The 17,559-nt window shown below is 77.1% G+C and carries 15 protein-coding genes; 8 read left to right on the top strand and 7 right to left on the bottom strand.

Going from position 1 to position 17,559, the window contains the following annotated elements:
* Positions 1-81: 81 nt before the first annotated feature.
* From NF338_RS19945 to NF338_RS19925, 5 genes are read left to right on the top strand one after another with little or no spacing between them, the layout of a single operon-like run.
* Positions 82-1,218, top strand: coding sequence for an ATP-binding protein (locus NF338_RS19945; protein WP_264032356.1), 1,137 nt, complete (start codon positions 82-84; stop codon positions 1,216-1,218).
* Positions 1,209-3,713 (top strand): DUF5682 family protein, encoded by a 2,505-nt coding sequence (locus NF338_RS19940; RefSeq protein ID WP_264032355.1) that lies wholly within the window; start codon positions 1,209-1,211, stop codon positions 3,711-3,713. Before NF338_RS19945 ends, NF338_RS19940 begins: the two co-directional genes overlap by 10 nt.
* Entirely contained in the window at positions 3,710-4,966 is a 1,257-nt protein-coding gene (locus tag NF338_RS19935) for a VWA domain-containing protein (protein WP_264032354.1), read from the top strand. Before NF338_RS19940 ends, NF338_RS19935 begins: the two co-directional genes overlap by 4 nt.
* A complete protein-coding gene (locus tag NF338_RS19930) occupies positions 4,963-7,290 on the top strand; it encodes a hypothetical protein (protein WP_264032353.1) in 2,328 nt (775 codons plus the stop codon). Before NF338_RS19935 ends, NF338_RS19930 begins: the two co-directional genes overlap by 4 nt.
* Positions 7,287-8,981, top strand: coding sequence for a bifunctional 3'-5' exonuclease/DNA polymerase (locus tag NF338_RS19925; RefSeq protein ID WP_412847338.1), 1,695 nt, complete (start codon positions 7,287-7,289; stop codon positions 8,979-8,981). Before NF338_RS19930 ends, NF338_RS19925 begins: the two co-directional genes overlap by 4 nt.
* Before the next feature lie 58 nt (positions 8,982-9,039).
* Here NF338_RS19925 and NF338_RS19920 read toward each other — a convergent pair whose 3' ends face one another.
* The 5 genes from NF338_RS19920 to NF338_RS19900 are packed head-to-tail and all read right to left on the bottom strand — an operon-like array spanning position 9,040 to position 13,019.
* Positions 9,040-9,528, bottom strand: a complete 489-nt coding sequence (locus NF338_RS19920; RefSeq protein ID WP_264032352.1) for a VOC family protein — start codon at positions 9,526-9,528, stop codon at positions 9,040-9,042.
* Positions 9,494-10,402, bottom strand: coding sequence for a helix-turn-helix domain-containing protein (locus NF338_RS19915; protein WP_264032351.1), 909 nt, complete (start codon positions 10,400-10,402; stop codon positions 9,494-9,496). The genes NF338_RS19920 and NF338_RS19915 overlap by 35 nt, the downstream gene beginning before the upstream one ends.
* A gap of 29 nt (positions 10,403-10,431) precedes the next feature.
* Positions 10,432-10,821, bottom strand: coding sequence for a hypothetical protein (locus NF338_RS19910; RefSeq protein WP_264032350.1), 390 nt, complete (start codon positions 10,819-10,821; stop codon positions 10,432-10,434).
* 21 nt (positions 10,822-10,842) lie between these two features.
* Positions 10,843-12,555, bottom strand: coding sequence for a SulP family inorganic anion transporter (locus tag NF338_RS19905; protein ID WP_264032349.1), 1,713 nt, complete (start codon positions 12,553-12,555; stop codon positions 10,843-10,845).
* On the bottom strand, positions 12,552-13,019 hold the full coding sequence (locus tag NF338_RS19900; protein ID WP_264032348.1) for an ArsR/SmtB family transcription factor: 468 nt from the start codon (positions 13,017-13,019) through the stop codon (positions 12,552-12,554). The genes NF338_RS19905 and NF338_RS19900 overlap by 4 nt, the downstream gene beginning before the upstream one ends.
* A 92-nt stretch (positions 13,020-13,111) precedes the next feature.
* Between NF338_RS19900 and NF338_RS19895 the strand changes: the two genes are divergently transcribed.
* The 3 genes from NF338_RS19895 to NF338_RS19885 are packed head-to-tail and all read left to right on the top strand — an operon-like array spanning position 13,112 to position 16,135.
* Positions 13,112-14,104, top strand: coding sequence for a Nif3-like dinuclear metal center hexameric protein (locus NF338_RS19895; RefSeq protein ID WP_264032347.1), 993 nt, complete (start codon positions 13,112-13,114; stop codon positions 14,102-14,104).
* Positions 14,105-14,156: 52 nt separating this feature from the next.
* Positions 14,157-14,900: a zinc ribbon domain-containing protein gene (locus NF338_RS19890; RefSeq protein WP_264032346.1), complete on the top strand. Its 744-nt coding sequence runs from the start codon at positions 14,157-14,159 to the stop codon at positions 14,898-14,900.
* Entirely contained in the window at positions 14,897-16,135 is a 1,239-nt protein-coding gene (locus tag NF338_RS19885; RefSeq protein WP_264032345.1) for a bifunctional RNase H/acid phosphatase, read from the top strand. The genes NF338_RS19890 and NF338_RS19885 overlap by 4 nt, the downstream gene beginning before the upstream one ends.
* 112 nt (positions 16,136-16,247) lie before the next feature.
* On the opposite strand, the gene NF338_RS19880 is transcribed toward NF338_RS19885, so the two are convergent.
* Together NF338_RS19880 and NF338_RS19875 are read right to left on the bottom strand one after the other, a co-directional pair.
* Entirely contained in the window at positions 16,248-16,595 is a 348-nt protein-coding gene (locus NF338_RS19880) for a TfoX/Sxy family protein (RefSeq protein WP_264032344.1), read from the bottom strand.
* Positions 16,596-16,674: 79 nt separating this feature from the next.
* Positions 16,675-17,517, bottom strand: a complete 843-nt coding sequence (locus NF338_RS19875; RefSeq protein WP_264032343.1) for a YaaA family protein — start codon at positions 17,515-17,517, stop codon at positions 16,675-16,677.
* Between the last annotated feature and the right edge of the window lie 42 nt (positions 17,518-17,559).

Genomic DNA, 17,559 nt, shown 5'->3' with positions numbered 1-17,559 from the left:
CCGGCGTGTGGGACGCGGCTCCTACGCTGACCTGCAGGACCACGGGCACGGCGCCCGCGACCCGACGAAGGAGGAGCCCGGGTGACGAGCACGACGACCGGTGACGCGCAGGTCGCGGCCGGAGGACCGGGCGAGCTGCGGCCGCCCGCCGAGGTGCGGTACGCCGACGAGCTCGCGGCGCTCGCCGAGGCGGACGCGCGGCGCGGCGCCGACGTCCCGCCCGGGTGGCGGCTGAGCCCCCGCGCGGTACGCGCGTTCGTCGTGGGCGACGCGGAGCTCGGCGTGAGTCGCAAGTTCTTCGGCGACGACCCGCTCGTCGACCGCGCGGTCGTGTCGCTGCTGGGCCGCCAGGGGCTCATGCTCGTCGGCGAGCCGGGCACCGCGAAGTCGCTCCTGTCCGAGCTGCTGGCCGCCGCCGCGAGCGGCACGTCGACGCTCACGGTCCAGGGCACGGCGGGAACCAGCGAGGACCACGTGCGCTACTCGTGGAACTACGCCCTGCTCATCGCGGAGGGACCGAGCGAGCGCTCGCTCGTCCCGTCGCCGGTCTTCCGGGCGATGGAGAGCGGTCGCGTCGCGCGCTTCGAGGAGATCACCCGCTGCGCCCCCGAGATCCAGGACACGCTCGTGTCCGTGCTCTCGGAGAAGCAGCTCATGGTCCCCGAGCTCGGCGCCGACGCGCGCGTCGCGGCGCGTCCCGGCTTCAACGTCCTCGCGACGGCGAACCTGCGCGACCGCGGCGTCCACGAGATGTCCGCGGCGCTCAAGCGGCGCTTCAACTTCGAGACAGTCGCGCCCATCCGGGACCGCGCGTTCGAGATGGAGCTCGTCGAGAGCCGGCTCACGGCCGAGCTCGGCCCGGCTCCCGAGCGCCCGCGGCTCGACCGCGACGTGCTCGAGGTGCTCGTCACGGTCTTCCAGGACCTGCGCACGGGCACGACGGCGAGCGGCGCCCCGGTGAAGCGGCCCGAGACCGTGATGTCGACGGCCGAGGCCGTGAACGTCGCGATCGCGGCGTCGCTCGAGGCCCGGTACCTCGGTGACGGCACGGTGACCGCGGCCCAGGTCGCGCGCCAGGTGGGCGGCGTCGCGCTCAAGGGCGACGAGGAGGACGCGCGCCGCCTGCGGCACTACGTCGACAACGTGGTGCGCGAGCGCGCGCGGTCCGACGCGCGCTGGAAGGACTTCCTCACCGCGGCGGGCGACCTGTGGCGGTAGCCCTGCGCGCGGCGTGGGACGCCGCGCCGACCCGGCTGCGGCAGGCGGCCCACGACCTGACGACGCTGCGCGAGCGCGACGGCGTGCACCTGTTCGGCGTGCGGCATCACAGCCCGGCGTGCGCGGTCGCCGTCGCCGCGCTGGTCGAGGAGGTGCGCCCGTCGGTCGTGCTCGTCGAGGGCCCGGAGGAGTACACGCGGCTCCTGCCCGCGCTGCTCGACGAGCGGACGGTCCCGCCCGTCGCGGTCCTCAGCCTCGCCGGCGACCCTGCGGGCGCGGCGGAAGGCGGCGCGCGCGGCGCGGGGTTCTACCCGCTCGCACGGTACTCGCCCGAGTGGGTCGCGCTCCGGGCGGGGCACGCCCTCGACGCGCGGCTCGCGTTCGTCGACTCCCCGTGGGGTGCACGGCAGGCGGAGGACGACGACGAGGGCCCGTCGGCCCGCACCGTCCTCGCGGAGCGGCACCTCGCGCACTCGCGCACCGTCGCGCGGCTCGCGGAGCGCCTCGGGTGCCGCGACCACGACGAGCTCTGGGACCACCTGTTCGAGGCGCGCGACACCGCGCGGCTGCGCGACTGGCGCGAGCTCGCCGACGACGTGTTCGCCTGGGCGGCCCTCGCGCGCCTCGACTACGAGGACGAGGCACTCGTGGCCGACGGGTCGCTCGGCCGGGAGGCGCGGATGTCGGCGCGCGTCGCCGAGCACGCGGCGCGAGCGGACGGACCGGTCGTCGTCGTGACGGGTGCGTTCCACACGCTCGCCCTCGTCGAGGCGCTGTCGGGGAGCACGCACGGCGAGGCCGTCGTCGCGCGCCGCCCGGCGGGCGGGTACGGCGACCTGGCCGACGCGCCCGCGTGGCTCGTGCGGTACGACGACGAGCGGCTCGACGCTCTGCGCGGGTACGGCGCCGGCATGCCGACGCCCGGGTACTACGACCGGCTCTGGGCCGCGCACCACGACGCTGGCGGTCCCGCTGGCGCGGCGAACGGCGTCCTCGTCGACGTCGGGCGCGGGGCGAGCGCGCGCGGCGCGCTCGTGAGCGTCGCGCAGTCCCAGGCCGCCGTCGAGCACGCGCACCGGCTCGCCGCGCTGCGCGAGCGGCCGTGGCCGTGCCGCACCGACCTGCTCGACGCGATCACGTCCTGCTACGTCAAGGACGCCGACGACCTCGACGCCGCGGGCGACCGACCGCTCGGGCTCGCTGTCGCGGAGGTGTTCGCCGGGCGCGCGCTCGGCGACGTGCCGCCCGGGGGCGCGTCGCCGCCGCTCGTGGAGGAGGCGCGCTCGCGCGCGCAGGCGCTGCGCCTGGACGTGTCCGACTCCGTGCCGCGCACCGTGCGGCTCGACGCGCGACGGAAGGCCGCGCACCGCGACCGGCGCCGGTTCCTCGCGCTGTGCGCGTTCCTCGACCTGGGTTTCGCCCGCCGCGTCTCCGGCCCCGACCACGTCGCCGGGCGAGGCCTCGGCCTCGTGCTCGAGGAGTGGGAGTACGCGTGGACGCCGCTCGTGGAGGCGCGGCTCGTCGAGCTCTCCCACCGCGGGTCGACGCTCGAGGCCGTCGCCGTGGCGCTGCTTGACGACGCACGCGACCGAGCCCGCGAGGAGCGGTCGAGCGACGCGGTGGCGAGGCTCGTCGCGCAGTGCGTCGTGGTGGGCCTGCCGGAACGGCTGCCTCCGCTCGTGGCGCTCGTCCGCTCCACGCTCGACGTCGACCCGGCCCTCGCCTCGGTGGTGGCCGGCATGCGGCGCCTCGTGGGGCTGTGGCGCGCGCGCACGGAGCTGGAGCTCGGCGAGCACGCCGAGGCGCTGCTCGACCTCGCGGAGCAGGGGCTCGCCACGGCCGCCTACCTCGTCCCGGACCTCGCGGCCGCGGACGAGGCGACGCAGGACGACGCGCTGACGAACCTCGTCGCGCTGCGTTCCCTGGTCCGGGACCTGCGCGACGCCGGCCGCGACGGCACGGGCTCGGCGGCGGAGTCCGTGGCGCGAGCCCTCGTGCACGTGCGCGAGGACGACGACGCGTCGCCCGCGGTGCGCGGTGCGCTCACGGCGTTCGCTGCCGTCGACGACGAGCTGGACGACGGGCCGGGCGGCGACGGCCTCGTCACGCGTGTCCGGGCGCAGCTCGCGCCCGGCGCGGACCCGGTGGCGGCGACGGCGTTCCTCGGCGGCGTGATGCGCGCCGCTCCCGACCTCCTGCTCCACACGCCGGAGATGTTCGACGCGGTCGACGAGGGGCTGCGCGGCCTCGACGAGGACGCGTTCCGGGCGGTGCTGCCGGACCTGCGCCGTGCGTTCACCTGGCTGCGGCCCACCGAGACGCACCGACTCGCGGAGCGCGTCGCGGCGCGGACCGGGACGAGCGCCGCCGCGCTGGACCGGCACGTCGACGTGACGGAGGACGACCTGCGCGCGGGGCTGCTCGTCGAGCGCGAGCTCGTCGCGGTCCTGGAGCGCGACGGCCTCGCCGCCTGGGTCGCCGGGGGTGCGCAGTGACGGCCGCGGGTCCGGGCACGGCGGACGTGCCCGGGGCGACGTCGACCGGGACCTCGCCGGACGGCCCCGGTCCCGTGGCGGGAGGGCGCGCCGAGGGCCGCTCGGACGACCACGAGGCCGCGCGCCGGTGGCGGCTCGTGCTGGGCCGGTACGCGGGCGACGTGCTGTCCGTCCCGGCGGCGGACCAGGGCCTCGACCGGACGCTCGGCCACCTGTACGACCGCGAGTACACGGCCCGCGGGCACCGGCACGGCAGCGGCGACGGGCCCGGTGACAGGCGAGGCGACGGGCGGGGCGCGGGCGGGCGTGGCGGCTCCGTCGTCGCGGGGCTGGACTGGCTCGAGTCCGCGCGCGAGCTGTTCCCGCGCGAGACGTTCGAGCGCATGCAGGTCGAGGCCGTGGGCCGGTACGGGATGACAGAGCTGCTCGCCGACCCGCGCGCCGTCGACGCGGTGGAGCCCAGCACGGAGCTCGCGTCCGCGTTGCTGCGCGCCCGGGGACGGCTCGGGCCCGGGGTGCAGGACGGACTGAAGCGGCTCGTCGCGCGCGTGGTGGAGGACGTCGTGCAGCGCCTGCGGCCGCGCTTCGAGACCGCGGTGGACGGTCGGCGCGACCGCTCGCGCCGCTCGTTCGTGCGGTCGAGCCGCACGTTCGACGCGGTGGCGACCGTGCGCGCGAACCTCGGGCGCTGGGACCCGGAGCGGCGACGCCTGCTCGTCACGGACCTGCGCTTCTCGGCGCGGCGCCGTCGCGCGCTGTCGTACGACGTGGTGCTGCTCGTCGACCAGTCCGGCTCGATGGCCGCGTCCGTGCTGTACAGCGCGGTGAGCGCGGGCATCCTCGCCGGGCTGCCCGGCATCACGGTGCGGCTCGTGCTGTTCGACACGTCCGTCGTCGACATGTCGCACCTCGCGCACGACCCGGTGACGGTGCTCCTCACGGCGCAGCTCGGCGGCGGTACGGACATCGCGCGCGCGGTGCGCTACGCGGAGCAGCACGTGCGCGACGCTCGCCGGACCGTGGTGGCGCTCGTCACCGACTTCGAGGAGGGCGGCTCCGTGTCGCAGCTCGTGGCGAGCGTCGGGCGGCTGCACGCGTCCGGCGTGCGGCTGCTCGGCCTGGCCGCGCTCGACGGCCAGGCGAACCCCGCGTACGACCGCGGCGTCGCCCGGCGGCTCGCGGAGCAGGGCATGGAGATCGCGGCGCTCACCCCGGAGCGGTTCGCCGAGTGGCTGGGCGAGGTGCTCCCGTGAGCGGCACCACCGGTCCCGTCCCGTGGGCGGCGGTGTACGCCGGGTACGACGACGCCGCGCTCGCCACCCTCGCCAACGCGGGCCTGGTGCGCCGCGCCCGCAAGGACGTCGCCGCGGGGAAGGTGGAGGTGCTCGAGCTGCGCGGGGACGGGGCCGCGCTGTCGGTCGGGGGCGCGCGCGTCGAGCTCGACGCGCGCGGTCCCGCGGGTGCGCGGTGCGCGTGCCCGACGCCGGGCGCGTGCCAGCACGTCGTGGCCGCGTGCCTGTGGGCGCGCGACGCAGCCGCCGAGCCGGTGGCCGATGCGGCGACCGAGCACCTGGAGCCCGTCGCGGCGGCCCGTGACGACGCGGCGGTGGTGCGGCCGACGGCCGACGCTCCCGCCGATGCCGATGCCGATGCCGATGCCGGCGCCGACCCCGATGCCGACGCGGACGCCGGCCCCGATGCCCGCCCCGATGCCCGCCCCGATCCCGCAGCCGTCCGCGCGCGTCTCGGTCGAGCCGACGCCGGTTCGGCGGGTCCGACGGCGCAGCGCATCGAGGCAGACGCGCCCCCGGAGCCAGACGCCGGTCCTCGTGCCGCGTCGGGGGCCGACCCGCTGGGCGAGATCCTCGCGCTCGACCCACGGGCGGTGCACCGGGCGGCCGGGGCCGTCGTGGTGCGCGTGGTCGCCCAGGAGCTGCGGGAACGCGCGGACACGCCGACGCGCGGCTCGACGGACGTGACCGTGGACGGTCCCCGCGTGATGATCGCCTGGCCCGGCGCCCCGCGCGTCACCTACGTCGCGGGCGCCGGGTTCGCGGGGATGCTCGTGGAGCGCGAACGTCCCGGCGCTTCGCCCTCGGCGGCCAGGGCGGACGACCGTCGGTGGCGGCTCGAGGCACTGGCGCGGGTCTGGGGCGCGCACGACCGCGTGTGGCCGTGGCCGGAGGAGGCGGCCGCCGCCGCGCCGCGCGCGACGGGGGTCCCCGACGCCCGCACGGTCGCGGACGAGGTCGGGCGCGCCGTCGAGCGGGTGCTCGACGTCGGTCTCTCGCACCTCGGCCGCGACGACCTGGAGGAGCTGCGCGGCGCCGGTGTGCTCGCGCGGCTGGGGCGCCGGCCCGCGGTGCAACGGCTCGTCACGTCGGCGGTCGGGCGGCTCGAGGCGCTCGCGGACCGCCGGGACGCCGTCGACGAGGAGGGGTGCCTGCTCGCGCTGGCCGAGCTCTGGGCGTTCGTGCGGGCCGAGCCCGCGCCGGACGCCGCGGCACCGGACGAGCGCGTGACGGACCTCCCGCACCTGCTCCCGCTCGGGGCGCGCTGGTGGGTCGCGGCCTCGGGGGCGCGCGGGGTGACCGTGCACCTGTGGGACGTCGTCGAGGGCCGGACGAGGGCGGTCACCACCGGTCGGCCACCCGGCGCCGACCCCACGTTCCGCCGCTCCTGGGACCTCCCGCTCGTGTGGGGCCGCTCGGTGGAGTCGCTGTGCCGCGGCCCGTTCGCCCTGCGCGGCGCGACCGAGCGCGCGGGGACGCTGCGCGCGGGCGAGGGGCCCGGCGTCGAGCCGCTGGGGACGCTCGACGCCGACGCGCTGCGGGACGTGGCGGAGCGGACGGCGTCGCTCGACGCGCGGGCCGAGGTCGGGTTCGGGCGGAGACCTGCTGTGGTCCGCGTCGTCATGGTCCGGGACGCGGGCCGCATCGGCGTCGACGAGGTCGCGCAAGAGCTCACATGGCACCTCGTGGCCGCGGACGGCACCCCGACCGTCGTGCGCGTCGACGCCGCGGACGAGGCGGCCTGCGACACCCTGCTCGGGGTCGCGGCGGGGAACCGTCGCCTCGTCGCCGTCGCGGTCGAGCACGACCTCGACTCCGGCGGGGTCGAGGCCGTCGGCCTGTTCGTCGAGCGACCCGGCGGCGGGCTCGGGCTCGTCGTGCCCACGCTCACGCCCGCCTACGACCATCGCGCCTGGTCGAGCACGTGGACCCGGCTGCGCGCACGCGTCCGGGCGCTGCGCGGGCGCGCCACGACCCAGGTGCGCGAGGTCACGGCACCGGCCCCCGTCGAGGACGTCTGCGCCACCGTGCTCGACGCCGCCGTGGCGCTCGCCGCGACCGGCCGGCGGCACCTGAGCCCCCAGCAGGAGGCCGCGCTCGCGCGCGCGGCGCGGACCGCGGACGACGTGGGAGCGCCGACGCTCTCTGGCGCGGTCGCGCTCGTCGCCCGCGAGCCCGACGCCGCGCGGCTCCTGCGCGCGGCGCTCGTCGCGTCGCGCGGTCGCGCCCTCGCGCGCGCCGTGACTTCCCCGAGTGGCACGGCCGACCGGGCGGCGCGGGCATGAGCACCTACGCCGTCCACATGGGGCCGCCGGACCGGGCCCGGGTCGAGCACGTCGTCGACGGCCCGGCGGACCCGGTCCGCGAGACGTGGGACGACACGAACCGGTGGTACCCGCGGCTTCTCGCGGAGGGCCGGCGCGTGGAGCGCTCGCACGACCTGCGCCTGTCCCACGTCCTGCTGCGTCGTTCACAGCTCGCGGCGGGGTCGGTGCTCGCGCGGCGCGACCCGGGGCGGTGGGACGCGCTCGCCGCGGTGCCCGCAGGCCGCGAGCCGACGGCGGTGCCGCGTCCCGTCGGCCTGTTCGAGCTCGGGCCGCAGGACGCACCGCGCGTCGAGCTCGACACGGTGGCGGAGCTGCGCGACCAGCTCGCCGCGGTCGCGGGCGCCGACGGCCCGGGCGGACCGGGGCGCCTGCGGATGCTGCTCGCCGCCGAGTCGGCGGGTGCGCTGGTCGCCGCGGAGATGCACCACGCGGGCGTCCCGTGGCGCGCCGACGTGCACGACGCGATCCTCACGGACGCGCTGGGCCCGCGTCCGCGACCGGGCGAGCGGCCCGCCCTCATGGAGGACCTCGTCGCGCGCATCCGCGTCGCCCTCGACGCACCACCGACCCTCAACCCGGACTCGCACCCGGACCTGCTCAAGGCCCTGCAGTACGCGGGCGTCGGCGTGCGGTCGCTGCGCAAGTGGGAGCTCGAGCGCGCCGACCACCCGGTCGTCGAGCCGCTGCTCGAGTACAAGAAGCTCTCACGCCTCTTCACCGCGAACGGCTGGTCCTGGCTCGACACGTGGGTCCACGACGGGCGGTTCCGCACCGAGTACGTCGTGGGCGGCGTCGTCACGGGCCGGTGGGCGTCCAGCGGCGGCGGGGCGCTGCAGCTCCCCCAGCAGGTGCGGCGCGCGGTCGTCGCCGACCCGGGCTGGAGGCTCGTCGTCGCGGACGCCGCGCAGCTCGAGCCGCGCGTGCTGGCCGGTCTCGCGCACGACGAGCGCATGGCGGCGGCCGGGCGCGGGGGCGACATGTACGCGGGCATCGTCGCGTCGGGGGCGGTCGCGACGCGCGACCACGCGAAGGTCGGGATGCTCGGGGCGATGTACGGGGGCACGACCGGCGACAGCGCGCTCGTCCTGCCGCGGCTCGCGAAGGCGTTCCCCGACGCGATCGGCCTCGTGGAGCGCGCCGCGCAGGCGGGCGAGCGCGGCGAGGTCGTGTCGACCCTCCTCGGGCGGAGCTCGCCGCGCCCCGGCGAGTCGTGGCAGGCCGCCCAGGAGGGCGCGTACGCGGTCGAGGACGGCGCGGACGACGTCGAGGGCGGCCGGACGGGCGCGGACGCGCAGGCCCGCGCCCGGTCGTACACCCGCGCGTGGGGTCGCTTCACCCGGAACTTCGTCGTGCAGGGCACGGCCGCCGAGTGGGCGCTGTGCTGGCTCGCCTCGATCCGGCGGCGGCTGTGGGAGCTGCCCCTCGCCGCGACCCCGGGGGCCGCGCCCCCGCCGTTCGCCGACCGCGCGCACCTCGTGTTCTTCCTCCACGACGAGGTCGTCGTGCACGCGCCGGCCGAGCTCGCCGAGGCGGTCGCCGACGAGGTGCGCGCGGCCGCGGCGGAGGCGGGACGCCTCCTGTTCGGGGAGTTCCCGGTCGACTTCCCGCTCACCGTCGCCGTCGTCGACCACTACGCCGAGGCGAAGTGAGGGACGAGCGGCGGGCCGCGGCGGACCTGTTGCCCGGTAGTGCCGTCGCCCGGCGGCGTCAGCGCCGCGGCTCGCCGCGGTAGGTGCCGAACGACCACAGGTTGCCCTCGGGGTCCTGGAGCACGAGCTCGCGGCTCCCGTAGTCGGTGTCCCGGAGCGGGACGACGACGCGCCCCCCGGCTCCCGGCGCTCGCTCGCGGAGGCGCGTGTCGAGCGCCTCGATCTCCTCGTCGGGGACGACGACGTACGTGCCGCAGGTCCCGGGCTCGCGCGACCACTCCCGCTCGGGGGAGTGGCTGCCGAGCATGACCCCGCCGCCGTGCGGCCAGTCGAGCTGGGCGTGGGCGACGTCGCGGTCGTCGCCCGCCATCACGGCCGTCGCGACGAACCCGACGACGTCGGTGAGGAACGCGACGAGGCCGCGGGCGTCGTGCGCCTGGAGGGTGGGCCAGACCCACGGTGTCGGCGGCGCGTCGGGCACCGGGGGCGGCGACGCGGTGGTGCCGGAGTTGTCAGGCGGGGTGCGGGTGCTCTCGTGGATGCTCATGCCCCCACCCTGGCCCGTCGGTGTGGCCCCCGGCTTGGATGTTCCCGAGCTCTTCGCGCACCCAGGCGGTCGGGCTCGTGCCGGCGAACCGGCGGAAGTCGCGCACCAGGTGGGAGTGGTCGGCGTACCCGGTCTGCGCGGCGACGTCGGCCAGCGTCCGGGCGCCCCGGCCGAGGGCGAGTCGCTGCACCTGGTGGCGCGCGGCGTCGAACCGCACGAGGCCGCGCGCGGCCCGGGGCGTGACGCCGAGCTCGGCCCGGAACAGCGTCTCGAGCTGACGCTCGCCGAGGGCCACGTGACGCGCGACGTCACGCACCCGCGCCCGGCCCCGGGTCCGGACGAGCATGCGCCAGGCTTCCGCGACCTCGACGCGCACCTCTGCGCGGACGGGCACGGCTCCGGGGCTGCCAGGCGGGTCTCCCGGGGCGGCGAAGGCAGCGCGCACGGCCTCGAACGCGGCGGCCCACGAGCCCGCCTCGGCGGCCTGCTCGCGCAGGCGGGCGGCGGCGGGGCCGAGGACGGCGTCGCCGTCCTCGACGAGGCCGAGGTCGCCCGCACGTACGCCCAGCAGCCCCCGGCAGGCCAGCGGGTCGAGCGCGAGCTGCACGCCCGCCTGCTCCTGCGGCTGGTGGATCAGTGCCGGGCGGGTGTGCAGACCGCCGACGAGCGACTCGTAGCGCACCGGAACGGCGTCCGGCCCGGGCGACGTCGGGACGACGCCTGCGGTGCTCACGACGAGCGTGAGCCACGGCGAGGGCAGCCCACGGTGGACGGACGGCGCGCCCTCGGTGGGCGGGGTCCGGAGCCGGTAGCCGACCATCGACACGACGCCGGGAGGCAGCACGTCGGAGGGGGCTCGCACGAACTCGTGCATCCGACCACGCTAGACGGCGCGGGCACTGCTCACAGCCCGAGCGGACGCCTCCACCCGACGTCGACGCGGAGCGTGGTGCCGGACGCCTCGCCGTCGACCTCCCACACGCACCGGACCCTCCGGTCGAGGACCGACATCGCGTCGCACCGCCGCCCCGTGTCGTCGAGGCCGACCCGTGCACGGACGGCGTCGCGGTCGTGCCCGGGCCACGAGAGCGTCAGCTCGCGCCAGCAGCCGCCCGAGCCGCAGCCCATCCCCTCGTCGACGACCTGGGCGCCGTCCGGGAACGTCGGGACCGGGGGTGTGCCCGCCTCGTCGAGCTCGACCCAGAGGACGGGACCGACCAGCCACCCGACCAGGAGGACCAGTCCGACGGCCGCACCGGCGAACCCGGCACGACGGCCCACCCTGCGCTGCATCGGCGCATCGTACCGAGCGGGTCAGGTCGACGGGCGCAGCCCGCGTACCTGGGGGACGTCCGTGCCCCGGGCGGCGCGACGCACGTGGGAGCGCGCGTGCTCGATCGCGTCGTCGAGCGTGTCGAAAAGGTGGTTCTCGTGGCGGAGCTCCGCGAGCGCCCCGACGTTCGTGAGGAGCGAACGGTGCCGTTCCTGGACGCCCTTGACGAGCACGGTCACGCCGCGCGCCTCGAGCCCTTCGACGAGCTCGCCGAGCGCCCTGGCACCGGTCGCGTCGACCATGCGGAGCTGGGAGAGCCGCAGGACCACGACCGCGACGTCGTCGTGCGTCGAGGCGTCGGTCACCTCGGTGAGCACGCGGTCCGCGGCGCCGAAGAACATGGAGCCCTCGAGACGGAAGAGCGCGACGTGCTCGTCGCCCGGCTGGGCGGGCCCGGGGAGGGGGTCGCGGTGCACGGCCGAGGCGCGCGCGACGGTCCGCAGCGCGAAGAACGCGGCGACGAGGATGCCGATCTCGATGGCCTGCACGAGGTCGAACGCGACGGTCACGACGGCGGTGACGACGAAGGTCACTGCGCTGGATCGCCCGGCGCCGACCACCGAGCGGATCGTCCGGGCGCCGATCATCCGGAAGCTCGTCACCATGAGGACGCCGGCGAGCGCGGCGAGCGGGATCCGGGAGACCGGGCCGGTGGCGAGGTAGATGACGGCGAGGATCACGACGGCGTGCACGACGGCCGCGAGCCGCGTGCGGGCACCGGAGCGCACGTTGACGGCGGTGCGGGCGATGGCCCCCGTGGCGGGCATGCCGCCGAAGAGGCCGCTGGCCACGGACGCGAGGCCCTGCCCGACGAGCTCGCGGTCGGGCTGGTAGACGGAGCCCCCGGGCGACCCGGTCTGCACCATGGAGGCGGCGACGCGGGCGGACAGCAGCGACTCGATGGCCGCGAGCGCGGCGATGACGAGCGCGGCCCCGCCGAGGTCGCGCAGCGCGCCGGGCGTGAACGTCGGCAGGACGGGCGCGGGCAGGGACGACGGCAGGGCGCCGATGCGGGGGACGGGGGCGCCGAGCACCTCGACGAGGACGGTGGCCAGCACGACCGCGACGAGCGACGCGGGGATCGCCGCGTGAAGGCGCGGGAGCAGCAGCATGGTCGCGGCGACGAGTGCGACGCACCCGAGCGTCCACAGGACCGGGGCGGGCGGGACGTCGGTCACGGCGGCGCCCACGGCCCCGACGGCGGTCACGAACGTGTTGTGACCGGGGGCCGCGTCCACCCCGACCGCGGCCGGGACCTGCTGGAGGAAGATGATGCACGCGATCCCGAGCGTGAAGCCCTCGACGACCGGCCAGGGGATGAACGTGACGACCCGCCCGAGCCGGGCGAGGCCCGCGACGAGGACGACGAGCCCGCCGAGGACGGTGACGAGCGCGACCGAGCCCAGGCCGTGGGTGACGACGATCGGCGCGAGCACGACGGCCATGGCCCCGGTCGGTCCGGAGACCTGGTGGTTCGACCCGCCGAGCACGGCGGCGACGATCCCCGCGATCACCGCGGTGACGAGCCCGGCCGCCGCCCCGACGCCGGAGCTGACGCCGAACGCGAGCGCGAGCGGGAGGGCGACGACCCCCACGGTGACGCCCGCGAGCAGGTCGGCGCGCAGGGTCCGGGGGCGCAGGTCGTAGTCGGAGCGCCGTGGGAGCAGGTCACGGACGGCGGCGAGGCGGCTCATGCGGAGGCGGTCGACGTGGTCGCGTCGAGCACGGCCCGCGCCGACGCGCCCGGCAGGGCGGGGAGTCGTCGCGCCGCCTCGAGCTGGTCGGACGCGCCCGCGAGGCTCGAGAGGAGGAACGCGCGCGCGACGACGAGGAGCTCGGCGACGAGGGGCTCGGCGAGGCGGTACTCGACCGCGTTGCCGCTGCGGGTCGAGGTGACGACCCCGGCCCGGCGCAGCACGGCGAGATGCTGCGAGAGCTGGGACGGCTCGCACCCGGTGACGTCCAGCAGGTCGGACACGGGTGCCGTGTGGTCGGCGTCGGCCGCGAGGACCTCGAGCACCTGGATGCGGGTGGGGTGCGCGAGGCACCGGAAGAGCTCGGCCTTGATGCGGTAGAGGGGAGCGGCCTCGTCGGTGCCGCGGACGCCGTCGCCGCGGGCGCCGTCGTCGGGTCGGTCGGGGCGAGGTGTGCGGGGCACGGGTCCTCCGGGGCAACGGAATGATGGATTGCGCAATCCATCAAACCATGTCCGGCGGCACCCCGTCGCCCCGCGCGGGATAGCCTGCCGCCATGACCGTCGCGCCCGACCCGAGCACCGAGACGAGCACCGCGACGACGAGCGCCGACCCCTCGTCCGCCGCCCCCGCGGCCGGCGACGCCGCGCACCCGACGCTCGGCCGCGTCGTGCGGACGCTGGACGGGCTGTACCCGCCGTCGACGGCCGAGGCGTGGGACGCCGTCGGGCTCGTGGCCGGGGACCCGGGCGCGCCCGTGCGCAAGGTGCTGTTCGCCGTCGACCCGGTCGAGGAGGTCGCGGACGAGGCGCTCGCCTGGGGCGCGGACCTGCTGGTCACGCACCACCCCCTGTTCCTGCGGCCCGTGCACTCGGTCGCCGCGACGACGTTCAAGGGCTCGCTCGTGCACCGGCTCATCCGGGGCGGCTGCGGCCTGTACGTCGCGCACACCAACGCCGACGCGGCGGAGCGCGGTGTCGCCGACGCGCTCGCGGACGCCCTCGACCTGCTGCACCGCGTGCCCCTCGTCGCGCACCCGGCGCCGTCGCCGCACGAGGCGGCGTCGACCGGGACGGGCCGGGTCGGGCGCCTCGCGGAGCCGACGACGCTGCGCGGCTTCGCGCAGCGCGTCGCCGAGGTGCTCCCGCCCACGGTCCAGGGCGTGCGCGTCGCGGGCGACCTCGACGCCCCCGTGGAGTCCGTCGCCGTCGTCGGCGGGTCGGGCGACTCGCTGTTCGACGCCGTCCGTGCGAGCGGCGCCGACGTCTACCTCACGTCGGACCTGCGGCACCACCCGGTCTCCGAGCTGCGCGAGCGCGCGCGGCTCGAGGGCGACGGCGAGGCGGGGACGCCGTTCCTCGTCGACGTGCCGCACTACGCCTCCGAGTGGCCGTGGCTCCGTTACGCTGCCGAGGACCTGGCTCGCGTCCTCGCGCGCACGCAGCCCGGGACGGTCGTCGAGACGCGCGTGAGCACGCTCGTCACGGACCCGTGGACCGCACGGATCGCGTCCGTGCCGGCCGACCCGCCCGCCGATCCGCACGCCTGACTCCCCGACCCCGCACGCCGGCCCCGCACGGGGCCCACGAAAGGAACCACCTGTGGCCACCGCACCGCCCGCCGACCAGCTCCGCCTGCTCGACGTCCAGGAGCTCGACACGCGGGCGCAGCAGCTCGCGCACCAGCGCAAGAACCTGCCCGAGCACGCGCGCATCGCCGAGCTCGACGCCCAGATGGCGGACCTGCGGGGCAAACTCGTCGAGTCGCGCACCGCGGTGAGCGACCTCAAGCGCGAGCTCACCAAGGCCGAGACCGACGTCGAGCAGGTGCGCTCGCGCGCGACGCGCGACCAGTCGCGGCTCGACTCGGGGCAGGTCGGGGCCAAGGACGCGCAGGCGCTCGTCGCGGAGCTCGAGTCGCTCGCGCGGCGCCAGGGCGTGCTGGAGGAGGTCGAGCTGGACGTCATGGAGCGGCTCGAGGCGCACGAGGAGGCGCTCGCCAAGTTGGAGTCCGCGAACGCCGAGCTGGAGGCCGCGAAGGCCGAGGTCGTGGCCGCGCGGGACGCGCGCTACGCCGAGCTCGACGCCGAGGCCGGCCAGGTCGCGGGCAAGCGCACCGACGCCGTCGCGGGCCTCGACGCCGGGCTCCTCGCCCTCTACGAGCGCGTGCGCGACCAGAACGGCGGCCGGGGCGTCGTCGCCCTGCGCGGCCAGCACGTCGCCGGGCTCAACGTCTCCCTGAGCCCGGCCGAGCTCGCGGCGATCACGTCCGCCGCGCCCGACCAGGTGGTGCGCCTCGAGGACTACGGCCACATCGTCGTGCGGCCGGAGGGCGCCGGCGCGTGAGCGCGGACGGTCGACGGCACCTCGTCGTCGAGGCCGACGGCGGGTCCCGGGGGAACCCCGGGCCCGCGGGCTTCGGCGCGCTCGTGCGCGACGGCGCGAGCGGGCACGTCCTCGCCGAGCGCGCTGCGTTCCTCGGGACGACGACGAACAACGTCGCCGAGTACTCCGGCCTCGTCGCGGGGCTGCGCGCCGCCGCGGAGATCGACCCGGACGCGCGGGTGACCGTGCGGATGGACTCGCGGCTCGTCGTCGAGCAGATGTCCGGGCGGTGGCAGATCAAGCACGACGACATGCGCCGCCTCGCCGCCGAGGCCGCCGCGGTGCTGCCGGCGGGCCAGGTCGCATACGAGTGGGTGCCGCGCGCGCAGAACTCCGCCGCGGACGCCCTCGCGAACGAGGCGATGGACACGGCGGGGACGATCGCGCGCGACTACCCGCCCGACGGCCCCGCGCCGGGTTCCGGCGACGACGAACCCGACCCCGCCACGGACGACCCGCCCGCCGAGGTCCCGGGGGAGTCGGCCGCGTTCGACACCCCCGCCCGCCCCTCCGGCGCCGCGGTCCGGTTCGACGACGCGCCCGCGCTCACGGTCGTGCTGGTGCGCCACGGGCAGACGCCGCTCACGGTCGCGGGTGCGTTCAGCGGGTCGTCGGTCCCCGGCCCGTCGCTCACGGCGCGCGGCCGCACGCAGGCCGCGCAGGCGGCCGACCTGGTGTTCCGGATCGGCCGCCAGGCGTGGCCCGACCTGCCGCGACCGTCCGCGATCGTCGCCTCGCCCCTGGTGCGCGCGCAGGAGACCGCGCGGGCGGTCGGCCGCCGGCTCGGCGTCCACGTCACGACGGACGACCGGTTCGCCGAGGTCGACTTCGGGGAGTGGGAGGGGCTCACCGCCGCGGAGGTCGACGCCGCGTGGCCGGGCCGCCTGCACGCCTGGCACACGACCGGCACGACCGCGGCCCCGGGCGGCGAGTCCTACGCCGACGTCGGCGCGCGCGTCTGGCACGGGCTCCAGGACCTCGTCGACACGCTCCTGCCGGGTGCGGGACCGGCGGGCCGGACGGCGGTCGTGGTGGGCCACGCGGTGCAGGTGCGCGCCGCGATCGGCACCGCGCTCGGCGCGCCGCCGTCGCAGTGGTCGCGCGTGCGCGTGCCCCCGGCGTCGGTGAGCATCCTGCGCCTGTGGGCCGACGGCACGAGCGAGCTCACCGCCCAGGGCGTCCCGAGCGACCTCTGACGTCCGTCCTCCGCGAGACAGAACCTCCGGTCGCGAGGTAGAGCGCCGTGCGTTCTACCTCGAGGCAGCGGGTTCTACCTCGCCGTCGGAGTCCGAAGTCGCTCGGGTCGGTTCACACTTTCCGGGGCTTCTTCGCCTTGGCGGGCTCCGTGAGGGCGTGCTCGACGGCCGTCGCGACCCACGCGTCGAGCTCGTCCGGGTCGGCGACCCGCGCGCCGTCGACGAGGATCATCCCCGTCATCGTGCGACCACCCATCTCCGTAACCGCGCCGCCACGTTCGAGCGCGGCACCCGTGCCGTCCTTGCCGACCCGCACCATGAGGTCGTCGCGGGTGACGCCGAGCGCCATGTGCGTGTTGACGAGGAACGCGATGCCGCCGAACATCTTCCGCTCGTCGAACGCGGCGCGCGGCCCCAGGGCGGCGCGGATCCGCTCCGCGAGATCCTCGCTGTAGACCATGGGTCCACTGTGGACCGTGTCCCGCGGCACCGCAGCCGCTGTGCCGCCACCACCACGCTGCCAGGCGCCGGCGGATCGCTCAGGCGATGACGAGCTCGAGCGTGCGCGGGCCGCTGCGGGTCGTGGCGTCGTGCAGCGTGGCCTCGATCAGCCGGTAGCTGAGCCCGGTGCCGACCTCGGTGCCGATCACCGTGTCGACGAGCTCGCCTGCGGCGTCCAGCAGCCCGGCGGCCGACGACGGCGGCGCTGCCTCCCGGCGCAGCAGGTGGCCGGCGAGCACGCCACGCGTGTGCTTCGCGTTGTGCGAGACGACGGTGCGCTTCCCCGCGTGCTCGCGCACCACGCGTACGGCGACCCAGTCGGCCGCGCGCGACCCCGTCACGGCGGGCTTCCACGCGCCGACGTACGTCGCCGACCGGCCGTCGACGACGACGTCCCCGGCCGCGCGCTCGTCGAGCACCGGGGCGAGGTGCGGGCGCCACGCGGTCGCGAGCTTCCCGACGCCGGGCAGGTCGACCGCCATGGAGAGCCGGTAGGCGGGGACCCGGTCGGCGGGGGAGAGGGCGCCCCACAGCGCCGACACGACGCGGACGTCCTCACGGGCACGGCGCGACGCCTCACCGCCCGACGCGAGGGCGCCCGCGAGGTCGGCCGCGCCGTAGAGCACGCCCGTGTAGACGTCGGCGGCGGTACCCGCCGGCGCCGTCCGCAGGACCGTGTTGCGTCGCACCTCGTCGGACAGCCCCGGCGTCGTGCCCAGGACCTCGTGCGCGTCCGGGCGCGCGCTCGCCGCGGCGAGCGCGTCGAGGACCTGCGCGCGGTGCGCGGTGAGGGCGGGAGAGGTGAGCGCGCCGAGGTCGACCGGCGCGGCGCCGTCGGGCGCGGGGGTCTTGCCCTCGGACGGGGGGAGCAGCACGAGCACGCGGCCACTCTACGAGCGGACGCCGCGTCGTCGCGGCGGGTG

Source organism: Cellulosimicrobium sp. SH8, from assembly GCF_025818875.1.
GTDB lineage: Bacteria > Actinomycetota > Actinomycetes > Actinomycetales > Cellulomonadaceae > Cellulosimicrobium > Cellulosimicrobium cellulans_D.
This window is presented reverse-complemented; position numbering and strand designations above follow the sequence as displayed.

Coding starts and splice junctions, on each gene's coding strand:
- NF338_RS19910 (WP_264032350.1), bottom strand. CDS start 10,821: ATGCAGCGCAGGGTGGGCCGTCGTGCCGGGTTCGCCGGTGCGGCCGTC.
- NF338_RS19925 (WP_412847338.1), top strand. CDS start 7,287: ATGAGCACCTACGCCGTCCACATGGGGCCGCCGGACCGGGCCCGGGTC.
- NF338_RS19895 (WP_264032347.1), top strand. CDS start 13,112: ATGACCGTCGCGCCCGACCCGAGCACCGAGACGAGCACCGCGACGACG.
- NF338_RS19880 (WP_264032344.1), bottom strand. CDS start 16,595: ATGGTCTACAGCGAGGATCTCGCGGAGCGGATCCGCGCCGCCCTGGGG.
- NF338_RS19920 (WP_264032352.1), bottom strand. CDS start 9,528: ATGAGCATCCACGAGAGCACCCGCACCCCGCCTGACAACTCCGGCACC.
- NF338_RS19905 (WP_264032349.1), bottom strand. CDS start 12,555: ATGAGCCGCCTCGCCGCCGTCCGTGACCTGCTCCCACGGCGCTCCGAC.
- NF338_RS19915 (WP_264032351.1), bottom strand. CDS start 10,402: ATGCACGAGTTCGTGCGAGCCCCCTCCGACGTGCTGCCTCCCGGCGTC.